The organism is Pseudomonas sp. GW821-FHT07G10 (genome assembly GCF_059418545.1).
Genome location: NZ_JBWKQB010000009.1, coordinates 136,477 through 150,023, shown reverse-complemented (window position 1 = coordinate 150,023; position 13,547 = coordinate 136,477). Strand labels below are relative to the sequence as shown.

Genomic DNA, 13,547 nt, shown 5'->3' with positions numbered 1-13,547 from the left:
GGTCTTAACCTCGCGGCTCTTTGTTACCGGCAGCGTTACTGGCAACACTTGCAGCCAGAATCGCCAACACCAACTGCTGGAAATCCAGGCCGGCAGCACGGGCTGCCATTGGGACCAGACTGTGGTCGGTCATACCCGGTGCAGTGTTGACTTCCAGAAACCAGAACTGCCCTTCGGCGTCCTGCATCACGTCAGCCCGTCCCCAACCGGCAATACCCAACGCCTCACAGGCTTTTGCCGTGAGGTCCATGAGTTCTTGTTCTTTTGCGCTATCGAGGCCGCACGGGATCCGGTACTGGGTATCGCTAGCCACATACTTGGCGTCGTAGTCGTAGAAACTGTGGGTCGTGCCCAGGGCGATCGGTGGCAACACCTGGTCACGCAGGGTGGCGATGGTGAACTCCGGACCTTGAATCCATTGCTCGACCAACACTTGCGAATCGTAGGTACTGGCCGCTTTCCAGGCGTCGATCAACTCGGGCGTGGAATTCACTTTGGCCATACCGATACTTGAACCTTCATGGGCCGGTTTGACGATCAAAGGGAAGCCCAGTTCCGTCGCCGCCAAAATACAGTCGGCTTCGCTGCTCAGTACCGCGTGACGCGGCGTAGGAATACCCAGGCTGTGCCAGACCTGCTTGGTCCGCAGCTTGTCCATGGCCAGCGCCGAGGCGAGGATGCCGCTGCCGGTGTAAGGAATGCCCAGGCATTCGAGCAGGCCCTGCATACTGCCGTCTTCACCGCCACGACCGTGGAGAATGATGAAGGCGCGGTCGATTTTCTCGCTCAGCAAACGTTGCAGAAAATCATCACCGACATCGATGCCGAAGGCGTTCACACCCGCGCTTTGCAATGCATCGAGAACGGCGTTGCCGGATTTGAGCGAAACCTCGCGTTCGGCGCTCTTGCCACCGAACAGCACGGCAACGCGGCCGAAGTCTTTCGGCTCGATCGTCGAGAACAGGTTGGCGTAGGCAGCAGTCATTTCAACTTCCCCTGACCGGCAGCGGCAACGGCACCCGCAAATAGCGGACTGATCAATAGTTTTGGTGCGAGACCACCGATATCACCGGCGCCCTGGCAGAGCAGAATGTCGCCGGCACGCAGCAGCGGTTTGACCAGCGGTGCCAGTTCGACGCCACGCTCGATGTAGATCGGGTCGAGCTGACCGCGTTGACGAATGCTGTGGCACAGTTGACGACTGTCGGCACCTGGAATCGGTTCTTCACCGGCCGGGTAGACTTCCATCAACAGCAACACATTGGCATCAGCCAGCACCTGCACGAAATCGTCATACAGGTCACGAGTGCGACTGAAACGGTGCGGCTGGTAAACCATCACCAGACGCCGATCCGGCCAGCCACCGCGCACGGCTTTGATCACTGCGGCCACTTCGGTCGGGTGGTGACCGTAGTCGTCAACCAGCATCACGCTGCCGCCTTCCACCGGCAGCTCGCCGTACACCTGGAAGCGTCGGCCCACACCCTGGAAGCCCGACAGGCCCTGAACGATGGCTTCATCGCTGATGCCCTCGTCGGTGGCGATACAGATGGTTGCCAGGGCGTTCAATACGTTGTGGTTACCCGGCATGTTCACCGAGACATCCAGCGGCTCGCGGTCACGACGCAGCACGGTGAAGAAGGTCTGCATGCCTTGCTGGCGAACATTGATCGCGCGCACGTCGGCTTCTTCGCTGAAGCCGTAGGTGACTGTCGGGCGTTTGACCTGCGGCAGGATCTCGCGCACGACAGGATCGTCCAGGCAGACCACAGCCAAACCGTAGAACGGCAGGTTGTGCAGGAACTCGACGAAGGTTTTCTTCAGTTTGTTGAAGTCGCCGTCATAAGTCGCCATATGGTCGGCGTCGATGTTGGTGACGACCGCTACCAGTGGCTGCAGGTGCAGGAAGCTGGCATCGCTTTCATCAGCTTCGGCGATCAGATAACGGCTGGTGCCCAGCTGTGCGTTGGTGCCTGCTGCATTCAGCCGGCCACCGATGACGAAGGTAGGGTCCAGACCACCGGCCGCGAACACCGAGGCGATCAGGCTGGTCGTGGTGGTTTTGCCGTGAGTACCGGCAACGGCGATGCCGTGGCGATAACGCATCAGCTCGGCGAGCATTTCGGCGCGCGGCACTACCGGAATCCGGCGCTCCAGAGCAGTGGCGACTTCCGGGTTGGAAGTGTTCACGGCGCTTGAAACCACCAGGACATCGGCGTTCGCCGCGTTCTCGGCGCGGTGGCCGATATAGATGTGCGCACCGAAAGACTCGAGACGCTCGGTCACCGGCGAAGCTTTCAGGTCGGAGCCGGAAACTTCATAGCCCAGGTTCAACAACACTTCGGCAATCCCGCACATACCGACGCCACCGATACCGACGAAGTGGATACGACGGATACGGCGCATTTCCGGTTGAGGCATGGCTTTCTGATTCTCAACCACGGGCCACCTCCAGGCAGATATCGACCACGCTACGGGTGGCATCGGGTTTGGCCAGGCGACGGGCAGCGCTCGCCATGCTATTGAGTCGTTCCGGTTGCATCAAAACCTCTGTCAGGCGAGCAGCCAGATCGGCTGCGCCAGTCGTTCTTTGCGGCATCAGGAAGGCAGCGCCTTCACGAGCCAAATAATCGGCATTGCGGGTCTGGTGATCGTCGATTGCGTGGGGCAAAGGCACCAGCAACGAGGGCAGACCGGCGGCAGCCAGTTCACTGACGGTCAGCGCGCCTGCGCGACAAACCACCAGGTCGGCCCAGCCATAGGCTTGGGCCATGTCTTTGATGAAGGGTTGCACTTGCGCATTGACGCCAACGGCGCGATAGCGCTCGGCGGTCACTTCATCATGATTTTTTCCAGCCTGATGAAACACTTCCGGGCGCAGCTCGACAGAGACTTGCGCCAGGGCTTCAGGCAACAGTTTGTTCAGCGGCTCAGCCCCCAGGCTTCCGCCCAGGATCAGCAAACGCGCCTTGCGTCCGGCTAAAGCCTGGCGCGGTGTTTCGAGGAACAGCTCGGTACGCACCGGGTTACCGGTGGTCCGGCGGCTGTTCGATGCCCCGAAGGTATCCGGGAAAGCTTCGCAGACTCGGGCAGCCAGCGGCACCAGCAGCCGATTGGCGGTACCAGCGACGGCATTTTGTTCGTGAACGATTACTGGCACGCCAGCCAGTTTGGCCGCAACGCCACCGGGACCGGTGACATAACCGCCAAACCCCAGGACACAGACCGGCTGCAACTGACGAATGATCTTGCGCGCCTGCCAGATCGCCTTGAGCAGTACGAACGGCGCCTTGAGCAAGGACAATTTACTTTTGCCGCGCAGGCCGCTGACGTTGATCAGATGCAGGGCAAGACCGGCGTTTGGCACCAGCTCGTTCTCGATCCCGCGTGGCGTGCCCAGCCAGTGCACGGTATAGCCGCGCGTCTGGAATTCACGGGCACAGGCCAGCGCCGGGAATACGTGCCCGCCTGTACCGCCAGCCATGATCAGCACATTAGCGCCCATGAGTCGGCTCCTCAGCGAAGTCGCTCTCGTTGAACTCCATCTCCTCACTGCCCAAATGAGTTCTACTTTCCCATTCGATACGCAGCAACAAACCGAGGCAGGCGCAGCAAATAACCAGGGAACTGCCGCCATAACTGAGGAACGGCAAGGTCAGACCTTTGGTCGGCAGCAAGCCGACGTTCACACCGATGTTGATCAGGAACTGGCCGATCCACAGGAACGACAAGCCGTACGCAACATAAGCCGCAAAGAATTGCTTGGCCTTTTCTGCCCACAACCCGATGTACATGCCACGTATGCAAACGAAGACGAACAGGCCGATGGTCGCCAGCGAGCCAACCACGCCCAGCTCTTCAGCCAGGACCGAGAATACGAAGTCAGTGTGGGCTTCGGGCAGGTAGAACTGTTTCTGCACGCTGTTGCCCAGGCCGACGCCGAACCATTCACCACGCCCGAAAGCGATCAGCGCCTGAGTCAACTGGTAGCCGGAACCGAACTGGTCGGCCCACGGGTCGGTAAAGGTAATCAGACGCGCCATACGGTAGGGCTGGGCCTGAACCAGAATCGTCACCGCAGCCACCGCCAGCACCACCATCAAGGTGAAACGGAACAGCCCGACCCCCCCGAGGAACAGCATCGCCGCTGCGGCGCCCATCATCACGACGGTGGCCCCGAAGTCCGGCTCCATCAGCAGCAGACCAGCCATAGGCAGCAATACGATGAACGGTTTGAAGAAGCCCATCCAGCTTTCGCGGACTTCCTTCTGACGGCGTACCAGATAACCGGCCAGGTAGAGCACCACGAAGACTTTGGCGATCTCGGAAGGCTGGACGTTGAAGAAGCTGAAACCAATCCAGCGCATCGAGCCGTTAACCTCACGACCGATCCCGGGCAGCAGCACCATGACCAGCAAACCGAAGGCGCCGATCAGCATCAGCCAGCCCAGACGTTGCCAGGTTGCAATCGGGATCATCATGGTCACGACGCAGGCACCGAGGCCGAGGACCAGATAAACAAGGTGGCGAATCATGTGGTACAGCGTGTTGCCGGACTGTACCGCGGCGACTTCCGAGGACGCCGATGTGATCATGACCAGGCCAAGACCGAGCAGCGCCAGACAACCGGCAAGCATCGGGAAGTCGAGGTCGATACCGCGACCGGTGATGATCGGCGATGGGTACGGCTTGATGATATTCGCGAAGATCATTTCAAGCCCTCCACGGCCCGGGCGAACAAGTGCCCACGCTCCTCGTAGTTCTTGAACATGTCGAAACTGGCGCAGGCCGGAGACAGCAACACAGCGTCGCCCGGTTCGGCGACAGCCTTGCAGCGCTCAACGGCTTCAATCAGCGAATTGACGCGAATCAGCGCAACCTCGTCGCCGATCGCCTTGGCAATCAACTCCGAGTCACGGCCCATCAGCACCACGGCACGGCAGTTGGCCGCAACCGGAGCGCGCAGGTCCTTGAAATCCGCCCCCTTGCCATCGCCGCCAGCAATCAGCACCAACTTGCCGGCGATGTCTGCACCCAAGCCTTCAATGGCGGCCAAAGCGGCGCCCACGTTAGTGGCTTTGGAATCGTTGTAGTAGCTCACGCCATTCAGGTCCCGGACCCACTGGCAGCGATGCTCGAGGCCGGCGAAGGTGCGCAGGCTCGACAGCATGGCGTCGAACGGCAGACCCACGGCATGCCCCAGGGCCAGGGCCGCCAGGGCGTTGGACTGATTGTGAGCGCCACGAATTTTCAACTCGCGAACCGGCATCAGGTTCTGGAATTCGAAGGCCAGATACTTCTCGCCGTTCTCTTCACGCAGACCGAAAGCCTTGAAGTCAGGCTGGCTCAAACCGAAGGTCCAGCACGGCAGCCCCTCGCCCATCAACGGACGGGTCAAGGCATCCTGACGGTTAACTACAACCTGCCTGGCACCACGGAAGATCCGGTGTTTGGCCAGGTGATACGCCGGCAGACCGCTGTAGCGGTCCATGTGGTCTTCGCTGACGTTCAATACGGTGGCGACTTCCGCACCGAGTTGATCTGTTGTTTCAAGCTGGAAACTCGACAGCTCCAACACGTACAGCTCGACGTCGTCGCTGAGCAGGTCCAGCGCTGGCGTGCCAAGGTTGCCGCCGACCGCAACACGCTTGCCGGCCGCCGCTGCCATTTCACCCACCAGCGTGGTCACGGTGCTTTTCGCGTTGGAACCGCTGATGGCGACGATCGGCGCTTTCGCGTTACGCGCGAACAGCTCGATATCACCGGAAAGTTTCACGCCACGGGCTGCTGCCGCTTGCAGCGCCGGCGTCGCCAAGGCCAGGCCCGGGCTCACGTAGAGCTCGTCGGCACGGCACAGGAACTCAACGTCCAGCTCGCCACAACGCACGTCCACGTGCGGGTAATCACGGCGCAGCGTGACCAGCTCCGGCGGATTCTCCCGCGTATCGGCCACAGCAAACGACACACCCCGACTCGCCAGGAAGCGAACCAGGGACATGCCGCTCTTGCCGAGGCCGACAACGATGCGGAAGTGGTCAGAAGCGATCAGAGACACTCGTTCTACCTCAGCTTCAGGGTGGCAAGGCCGACCAGGACCAGAATCACGGTGATGATCCAGAAGCGGACGATCACGCGCGGCTCGGGCCAGCCCTTGAGTTCAAAGTGGTGGTGAATCGGCGCCATGCGAAACACACGACGACCGGTCAGCTTGAAGGAAGCAACCTGAATGACGACAGACAGGGTCTCCATCACGAACACGCCGCCCATGATGAACAGGACGATTTCCTGACGGACGATGACTGCAATGGTGCCCAGCGCCGCACCCAGCGCCAGCGCACCGACGTCGCCCATGAAGACTTGTGCCGGGTAGGTGTTGAACCAGAGGAACCCAAGGCCGGCACCGATCAACGCGCCGCAGAACACAATCAGCTCACCCGCGCCCGGTACATAAGGGATCAGCAGGTATTCGGCGAACTTCACGTTACCCGAGAGGTAGCAGAAGATCCCCAGCGCGCCGCCGACCATGACGGTCGGCATGATCGCCAGGCCATCGAGACCATCGGTCAGGTTGACCGCATTACTCGAGCCGACGATGACGAAATAGGTCAGCACCACGAAGCCGACGCCCAGCGGAATGCTTACATCTTTGAGCATTGGCAGGATCAGCGTGGTTTCAACCGCGCTTGGCGCAGTCATATACAGGAAGACTGCTGCACCCAGGCCAAACACCGATTGCCAGAAATACTTCCAGCGACTTGGCAGACCACGAGAGTTCTTCTCGATCACCTTGCGGTAGTCATCGACCCAGCCAATCGCGCCGAACAGCAGTGTCACCAGCAGCACGACCCAGACGTAACGGTTATCCAGGTCAGCCCAGAGCAATGTGCTGACAGCGATTGCGGAAAGGATCAACGCACCGCCCATGGTCGGCGTGCCCGATTTGGACAGGTGCGATTGCGGCCCGTCGTTACGCACCGACTGACCGATCTGGCGATTCTGCAAGGTGCGGATCATCCATGGCCCCAGCCACAGCGACAACGACAACGCGGTCAGCACACCGAGGATCCCGCGCAGGGTCAGGTACTGGAAGACCGCGAAGCCTTTGTAGAACTGTTGCAGATACTCAGCCAGCAGCAGCAGCATTAATGTTTCTCCCCGCTGGAACCACACAAAGCCGCGACGACGTTTTCCATCACCGCGCTGCGCGATCCCTTGATCAAAATTGTGGTGTTTGTATCGTGTTCGGCACCCAGCGCTTCGATCAGCTCGGCCTGAGTGGCGAAGTGATAAGCCTGTTGGCCAAAAGCTGCCACGGCGTGAACCATCATCGGCCCAACGGCGTAGAGCGCAGAAACCTTGCCGGCGGCATAAGCGCCAACGTCACGATGCCCCTGCTCCGCCCACGCGCCCAACTCGCCAATATCTCCGAGCACCAGAACGGTGCGTCCGGAAAAGCCGGCAAGTATATCAACGGCAGCGCACATAGAGGTGGGGTTCGCGTTGTAAGAATCATCAATCACGCGCATGCCGTTGGTCGCCAGTTGCGCGACGGCACGGCCCTTGACCGGTTGCACCGCATTCAACCCCGTGGCGATGCCGATCAGCGACACACCCAAGGCATGGGCAGCCGCTGCCGCCGCAAGGGCATTGGCAACGTTGTGGTTGCCAAGCAGGTTCAGCTGAACATGCTCGACACCTTGCGGGCTGTGCAGCTTGAAGGACGGGCAACCGCGTGCGTCACGATCCAGATCGCTGGCATGGAAATCGGCACGGCTGTCGTTCAAGGCAAAGGTCAGCACCTGGCGACCGGCGGCACGCTTCTTCCAGATATCAAAAGCCTTGTCGTCGAGGTTCAGAACGGCGAGGCCATCGGCGTCCAGCCCTTCCAGAATCTCGCCCTTGGCTTCAATGATTTTTTCCGGCCCGCCGAATTCGCCGACGTGGGCAGTCCCGGCGTTGTTGATCACGGCCACATGCGGTTTGGTCATGCCGACGGTGTAGGCAATCTCGCCGATACGCGAAGCACCGAGTTCGATGACTGCCGCAGTGTGTTCCGCGGCCAGCTCGAGCAAGGTCAGCGGAACGCCGAGGTCATTGTTCAGGTTGCCACGGGTCGCCAGTACCGGCCCGCGCGTGCGCAGGATGCTTGCGAGCATTTCCTTGACCGTGGTTTTGCCACTGGAGCCGGTGATTGCCGCGACCGGGTTCGAATACGCAGCGCGGTTCAGCGCGCCGAGTTCGCCCAAGGCCTGACGAGTATCCTTGACCAGCAGTTGCGGCAATGTGCTGTTCGCCACTTCACGCTCGACCAGAGCTGCGACCGCGCCTTTGCTGGCAACGTCGTTCAGGTAGTCATGACCATCGAAACGCGGCCCGGTCAGGGCGACAAACAACTGGCCCGGCTTGATCGCCCGACTGTCGATGCTGACGCCATCGAAATTGCAATCGGCAGTCAGCACACGGCCGGCCAACGGGCCGGCCACTTCGCTCAACTTCAAGGCTTTAAGCATGGGCCACCTCCCATGCGGTCAAGGCGCGGTCGGCCTCCACCAGATCAGAGAAGTCATGGCGCACGCCGTTGATTTCCTGATAGTCCTCATGACCTTTACCGGCCAGAACGATCACATCGTCGGCCGACGCACTGGCTATCAGTTGGGCAATGGCCTGGCCGCGACCGGCCACGAATGTGACTTTATCCACAGCGCTGAAACCGACGCGGATATCGTCGAAAATTCTCGAGGGAGCTTCGGTGCGCGGATTGTCGTCGGTGACCAATACACCGTCCGCCAGACGCTCGACTATTTGCGCCATCAACGGGCGCTTGCCGCGGTCGCGATCACCACCGCAACCGAACAGGCACAGCAACTTGCCCTTGGCATGAGGACGCAGGGCCGTCAGAACTTTTTCCAGCGCGTCCGGGGTGTGGGCGTAATCGACCACTACCAGCGGCTGAGTGCCGCCACCCAGGCGCTGCATGCGACCGGCCGGGCCTTCGAGTTTCGGCAGCACTTGCAGGATCTCGTCCAGCGCGTAGTCCAGACCGAGCAAGGCGCCGACAGCCGCCAACACGTTGCTCAGGTTGAAACGACCGAGCAAGGTGCTGCGCAAATGGTGTTCGCCCTGAGGTGTGACCAATGTGGCGCGCACGCCTTCGTCGTCGAACTGCGCTTCACGGCAATACAGGTAAGCGCTGGAATTTTCCAGGCTGTAGCTGATCAGGCGTGACTCATGTTTTTCGGCGGCCAGTTGCCGACCAAAATCGTCGTCGAGATTGATCACCCGGCAGCTCAGATCAGCCCAGCCGAACAGCTTGGCCTTGGCGTCGGCGTAGGCATCCATGGTCCCGTGATAATCCAGGTGATCCCGGGACAGGTTGGTCATCACCGCCACATCGAACGCCAGAGCGGTGACGCGGCCTTGATCCAGACCATGGGAGGAGACTTCCATCGCCACGGCTTTCGCACCCGCCTTTTTCAGGTCCGCCAGGGTCGCCTGCACGGCAATCGGATTGGGCGTGGTGTGCAGGCCACTTTGCAGCGCACCGTAAAAACCGGTACCCAATGTGCCGACGATGCCGCAATGCTGGCCGAGCAAGTCCAGTGCCTGCGCAACCAATTGGGTCACACTGGTTTTACCGTTGGTACCGGTCACACCGACCAGATTCAGGTTGCGGCTCGGGTCACCATAGAAACGCCCGGCGATATCCGACAGCTGCGCCGCCAGGCCTTTGACCGGAATCAGCGGCACATCGGTAATAGGCAGAACAGTAGCGCCGTCGACTTCATAGGCCACGGCCGCCGCACCGCGCTGCAAGGCGTCGACAATGTGTGCACGGCCATCCACTTTACCGCCAGGGACCGCGAGAAACAGGTCGCCTGCGCGAACATTGCGGCTATCGAGCGTCAGCTCGCGAATCAACAGATCACGACCGGCGTGGGCAAAAATCTTGTTCAGGCTAAGAGACATTAACCGCGCCCTCCTTTAGCTGGTGCTGCATTAGCTGGTGCTGCATTCGCTTGTTGCACAGGCGGCAGGTTATCCGGTGAAATATTCATCAAGCGCAGGGTCCCGGACATCACTTTGCTGAACACCGGCGCAGAAACCAGACCACCGAAGTAACCGGCCTTGCTTGGCTCATCGATGACCACCACGATCGCGTAACGCGGGTCGCTCATCGGACCGAAGCCAGCGAACAGCGAACGGTATGAATTCTCGGCATAGCCCTTGGTGCCAACCGAAGTCTTACGTGCGGTACCACTCTTGCCGGCCACGTGATAAGCCGGCACTTGTGCGCGGAACACGCCACGCGGCGCTTCAATCACTTGCTGCAACATGCCTTGCATGGTTTTGGCGACTTTCTCCGGAATCACTTGGGTTGTTTCTGGAGCCTTGTCAGTCTTGATCAGGGTCAGCGGTGCAATCCGCCCGTTGTTGGCCAACGCCGAGAAGGCGTGAACCAGCTGGATCGCAGTCACCGACAAGCCGTAGCCGTAGGACAACGTGGCCGTCTCGGCCTTTTTCCAATCCCGATAGTTCGGCAGGTTACCGACGCGCTCTCCCGGAAACCCCAGACCGGTGTCCTGACCGAGGCCGACCTTCTGCATCAGGCGGAAAATCGCTTCACCGCCAATATCGAAGGCAACCTTGCTCATGCCCACGTTACTGGAGTTGATCAGAATGCCGGTCAGATCGAGTACCGGCCCTTCAGTCTTGGAAACGTCGCGAATGGTGTACTTGCCAAGCTGCAACGTACCTGGGTAGACCTCGACCGTATCGCTGGGTTTCCAGCGCCCGGTTTCCAGGGCTGCACTCATGGAGATCGGCTTCATGGTCGATCCCGGTTCGAACACATCGATCATGGCGCGGTTACGCATCATGATCGGTTGCAGGTTGCGACGATTGTTCGGGTTGTAAGTGGGCTGGTTGACCATGGCCAGGATCTCGCCGGACTTTACATCCATGATCACCAGGCTTCCGGCCTTGGCTCCGTTTTCCACAATGGCATTACGCAGTTCGCGGTTGGCCAGATATTGCAGGCGCAGGTCAATTGACAACGCCAAGGGCTTACCAGCCTTGGCGTTTTTGGTGACCTGGACATCCTGGATCAGTCTGCCGCGCCGGTCCTTGATGACCTGGCGCTTGCCCGCCACACCGGCCAGCCACTCATCATAAGCCAGCTCGACACCTTCGCGGCCGTGGTCATCAATGTCGGTAAAGCCGACCATGTGCGCGGTGACCTCACCGGCCGGGTAGAAACGCCGGAACTCTTCGATGCCATAAACACCAGGCACTTTCAAATCAAGCACGGCCTGACCCTGCTCGGGGGTCAAACCACGCACCAGATAGATAAATTCTTTATTGGCCTGCGCCTCGAGGCGTTCGCTCAGCGCTTTGGGATCCTGCCCCATCGCAGCCGCCAATTCTGGCCACTTGTCCTTGGCCAGTTGCATTTCCTTGGCGTTGGCCCACAGGGTGGTCACCGGCGTACTGACAGCCAGAGGTTCACCGTTACGGTCGGTAATCAGACCGCGGTGGGCTGGAATCGGAATATGACGAACGCTGCGCGCATCCCCCTGCCCCTTGAGGAAGTCACGGTCAACGACTTGCAGGTCAATGATGCGCCAGGCAATCGCCGACACCATCACTGCCAGCAAACCCAGCACCACGCGGAAGCGCCATGGATAAAGGGCGCCTTCGAGTTTCATCATGGCGCCACCATACGGACTTCAGCCGCGCCAGGAATTCGCATCTTCAGCTGTTCGGAGGCCAGCACTTCGATCCGGCTGTGGGCGGTCCAGGTGCTCTGTTCAAGAATCAACCGGCCCCACTCGGCTTGCGCCTTGTCGCGCACGCTCAACTCGTTGTAGAGGGCGTTGAGCAGTTGACGGTTCCAGTGGGCGCTGTAAGACACCGCAATCGCGGACACCAACACGCCTATAAACAGCAGCAGCATGAAAAAGCTTCCGCCTGGAAGCGGTTTGGCGAAGAGCTTGCTCACCGAAGCTTCTCCGCGACGCGCATGACAGCGCTACGAGCGCGTGGGTTGGCCTTGAGCTCGGCCTCGGAAGCGAACTGCGCCTTGCCATGGATCTTGATTTTTGGCACGAAGGTTTCGAAACGCACCGGCAGGTTACGCGGCAGGTTATCGGCTTCGCCCTTGACCAGACGACGCATGAACAGTTTGACGATGCGGTCTTCCAGCGAGTGGAAGCTGATAACGACCAGACGGCCGCCCACTTCAAGGGCTTCCAGCGCGGCTTCAAGGCCGGTTTCCAGATCGCCCAACTCGTTATTGACGTGAATGCGCAAACCCTGGAACGCCCGGGTAGCCGGGTGCTTGCCCTTTTCCCAGGCCGGATTGGCAACTTTCAGGACTTCGGCCAGATCGCCGGTACGTTCGAACGGCTTGATTACACGACGCTCGACGACCGCGCGCGCCATGCGCCCGGAGAAACGTTCTTCACCATATTCCTTGAACACCCGGGCGATTTCTTCCGCCGCGGCCGTGGCGATAAACTCGGCTGCGCTGACACCGCGACTCGGGTCCATGCGCATGTCCAGCGGGCCATCGTTCATGAAGCTGAAGCCACGCTCTGGATCATCGAGTTGTGGCGAGGAAACGCCCAGGTCGAGCAGAACGCCGTTGATCTTGCCGGCCAGACCGCGATCGGCAATTTCCGAACCCATCTCGGCAAAGCTGCGCTGCACAATGACAAAGCGGCCGTCTTCGGCCGCCAGCGCTTGCCCTGTGGCAATCGCTTGAGGATCTTTGTCGAATCCCAGCACTCGACCATCGGGGCCGAGCTGGCTGAGTATCAGGCGACTATGCCCGCCGCGCCCGAACGTGCCGTCCAGATAGCAGCCATCAGGACGTACGGCGAGAGCCTCGACGGCTTCGTCAAGCAGTACGGTGATGTGGTTAAAGCCGCTATCAATAGTCACAGGATCAAATCACGCAGTTCATCAGGCATGGCGCCCGGTTGTTGAATGGCAGCCAGGTCCGCAGCAGAAACGGCGTCCCAGGCATCCTCGTCCCACAATTGGAACTTGTTCAGTTGGCCAACCAGCATTGCGCGCTTATCCAACCTGGCATATTCGCGCAAACGTGGCGGAACCAGAAAACGACCACTGCCATCAAGCTCGAGGTCGACGGCATTACCGATCAGCAAACGTTGCAAGCGACGGTTTTCTTCGCGCAGCGAAGGCAGTGCGCGCAGTTTGGTTTCAATCAGCTCCCACTCATCGAGGGGATAAACGCATAAACAAGGATCAACGGCATCGATGGTGACGATTAATTGCCCGGAACTTCGCGAAACGAGCTCGTCACGATACCGGCTCGGCATGGCGAGACGGCCTTTTGCATCGAGACTGATAGCGTTGGCTCCGCGAAACACGTCAGCGTTTCTCCAAATATTAGCGTTTTGCGCTCAAAAAACCCACTTCATGCCACTTTCCGCCACTTGCGCACACTATAGGAATGCGCCCACCACACCGTCAAGGCGCGGAGTGACGGAAAAGCCTTACAGATCGGAGATTTAGGAGACTAA

At 60.0% G+C, this 13,547-nt stretch carries 12 protein-coding genes; all 12 read right to left on the bottom strand.

The genetic code is table 11. From position 1 onward, the window contains the following. Window positions 1–4: 4 nt before the first annotated feature. The 12 genes from AC07O1_RS13205 to mraZ are packed head-to-tail and all read right to left on the bottom strand — an operon-like array spanning window position 5 to window position 13,394. Complete coding sequence (locus AC07O1_RS13205) at window positions 5–985, bottom strand: D-alanine--D-alanine ligase (protein ID WP_495011166.1); 981 nt, start codon at window positions 983–985, stop codon at window positions 5–7. Next, entirely contained in the window at window positions 982–2,421 is a 1,440-nt protein-coding gene (gene murC / locus AC07O1_RS13200) for a UDP-N-acetylmuramate--L-alanine ligase (protein ID WP_494992140.1), read from the bottom strand. The genes AC07O1_RS13205 and murC overlap by 4 nt, the downstream gene beginning before the upstream one ends. 13 nt (window positions 2,422–2,434) lie before the next feature. Then, complete coding sequence (gene murG / locus AC07O1_RS13195) at window positions 2,435–3,505, bottom strand: undecaprenyldiphospho-muramoylpentapeptide beta-N-acetylglucosaminyltransferase (protein ID WP_494991867.1); 1,071 nt, start codon at window positions 3,503–3,505, stop codon at window positions 2,435–2,437. Next, window positions 3,495–4,712, bottom strand: coding sequence for a putative lipid II flippase FtsW (ftsW, locus tag AC07O1_RS13190; protein ID WP_494991866.1), 1,218 nt, complete (start codon window positions 4,710–4,712; stop codon window positions 3,495–3,497). The genes murG and ftsW overlap by 11 nt, the downstream gene beginning before the upstream one ends. After that, window positions 4,709–6,055 carry a UDP-N-acetylmuramoyl-L-alanine--D-glutamate ligase gene (gene murD / locus AC07O1_RS13185; protein ID WP_494991865.1) on the bottom strand — a complete coding sequence of 449 codons (1,347 nt, stop codon included), beginning with the start codon at window positions 6,053–6,055 and terminating at the stop codon, window positions 4,709–4,711. The genes ftsW and murD overlap by 4 nt, the downstream gene beginning before the upstream one ends. Before the next feature lie 5 nt (window positions 6,056–6,060). Further along, the gene (mraY, locus tag AC07O1_RS13180) at window positions 6,061–7,143 is read right to left on the bottom strand and encodes a phospho-N-acetylmuramoyl-pentapeptide-transferase (protein WP_494991864.1); all 1,083 of its coding nucleotides are present in this window, start codon (window positions 7,141–7,143) and stop codon (window positions 6,061–6,063) included. Beyond that, window positions 7,143–8,510: a UDP-N-acetylmuramoyl-tripeptide--D-alanyl-D-alanine ligase gene (locus tag AC07O1_RS13175; RefSeq protein ID WP_494991863.1), complete on the bottom strand. Its 1,368-nt coding sequence runs from the start codon at window positions 8,508–8,510 to the stop codon at window positions 7,143–7,145. The genes mraY and AC07O1_RS13175 overlap by 1 nt, the downstream gene beginning before the upstream one ends. After that, a complete protein-coding gene (locus AC07O1_RS13170) occupies window positions 8,503–9,966 on the bottom strand; it encodes a UDP-N-acetylmuramoyl-L-alanyl-D-glutamate--2,6-diaminopimelate ligase (RefSeq protein ID WP_494991862.1) in 1,464 nt (487 codons plus the stop codon). The genes AC07O1_RS13175 and AC07O1_RS13170 overlap by 8 nt, the downstream gene beginning before the upstream one ends. Beyond that, window positions 9,966–11,705, bottom strand: coding sequence for a peptidoglycan D,D-transpeptidase FtsI family protein (locus AC07O1_RS13165; protein WP_494992139.1), 1,740 nt, complete (start codon window positions 11,703–11,705; stop codon window positions 9,966–9,968). Before AC07O1_RS13165 ends, AC07O1_RS13170 begins: the two co-directional genes overlap by 1 nt. Beyond that, a complete protein-coding gene (gene ftsL / locus AC07O1_RS13160; protein ID WP_494991861.1) occupies window positions 11,705–11,998 on the bottom strand; it encodes a cell division protein FtsL in 294 nt (97 codons plus the stop codon). Before ftsL ends, AC07O1_RS13165 begins: the two co-directional genes overlap by 1 nt. Then, window positions 11,995–12,942, bottom strand: coding sequence for a 16S rRNA (cytosine(1402)-N(4))-methyltransferase RsmH (gene rsmH, locus AC07O1_RS13155; protein WP_494991860.1), 948 nt, complete (start codon window positions 12,940–12,942; stop codon window positions 11,995–11,997). The genes ftsL and rsmH overlap by 4 nt, the downstream gene beginning before the upstream one ends. After that, a complete protein-coding gene (mraZ, locus tag AC07O1_RS13150) occupies window positions 12,939–13,394 on the bottom strand; it encodes a division/cell wall cluster transcriptional repressor MraZ (protein ID WP_493136269.1) in 456 nt (151 codons plus the stop codon). The genes rsmH and mraZ overlap by 4 nt, the downstream gene beginning before the upstream one ends. Between the last annotated feature and the right edge of the window lie 153 nt (window positions 13,395–13,547).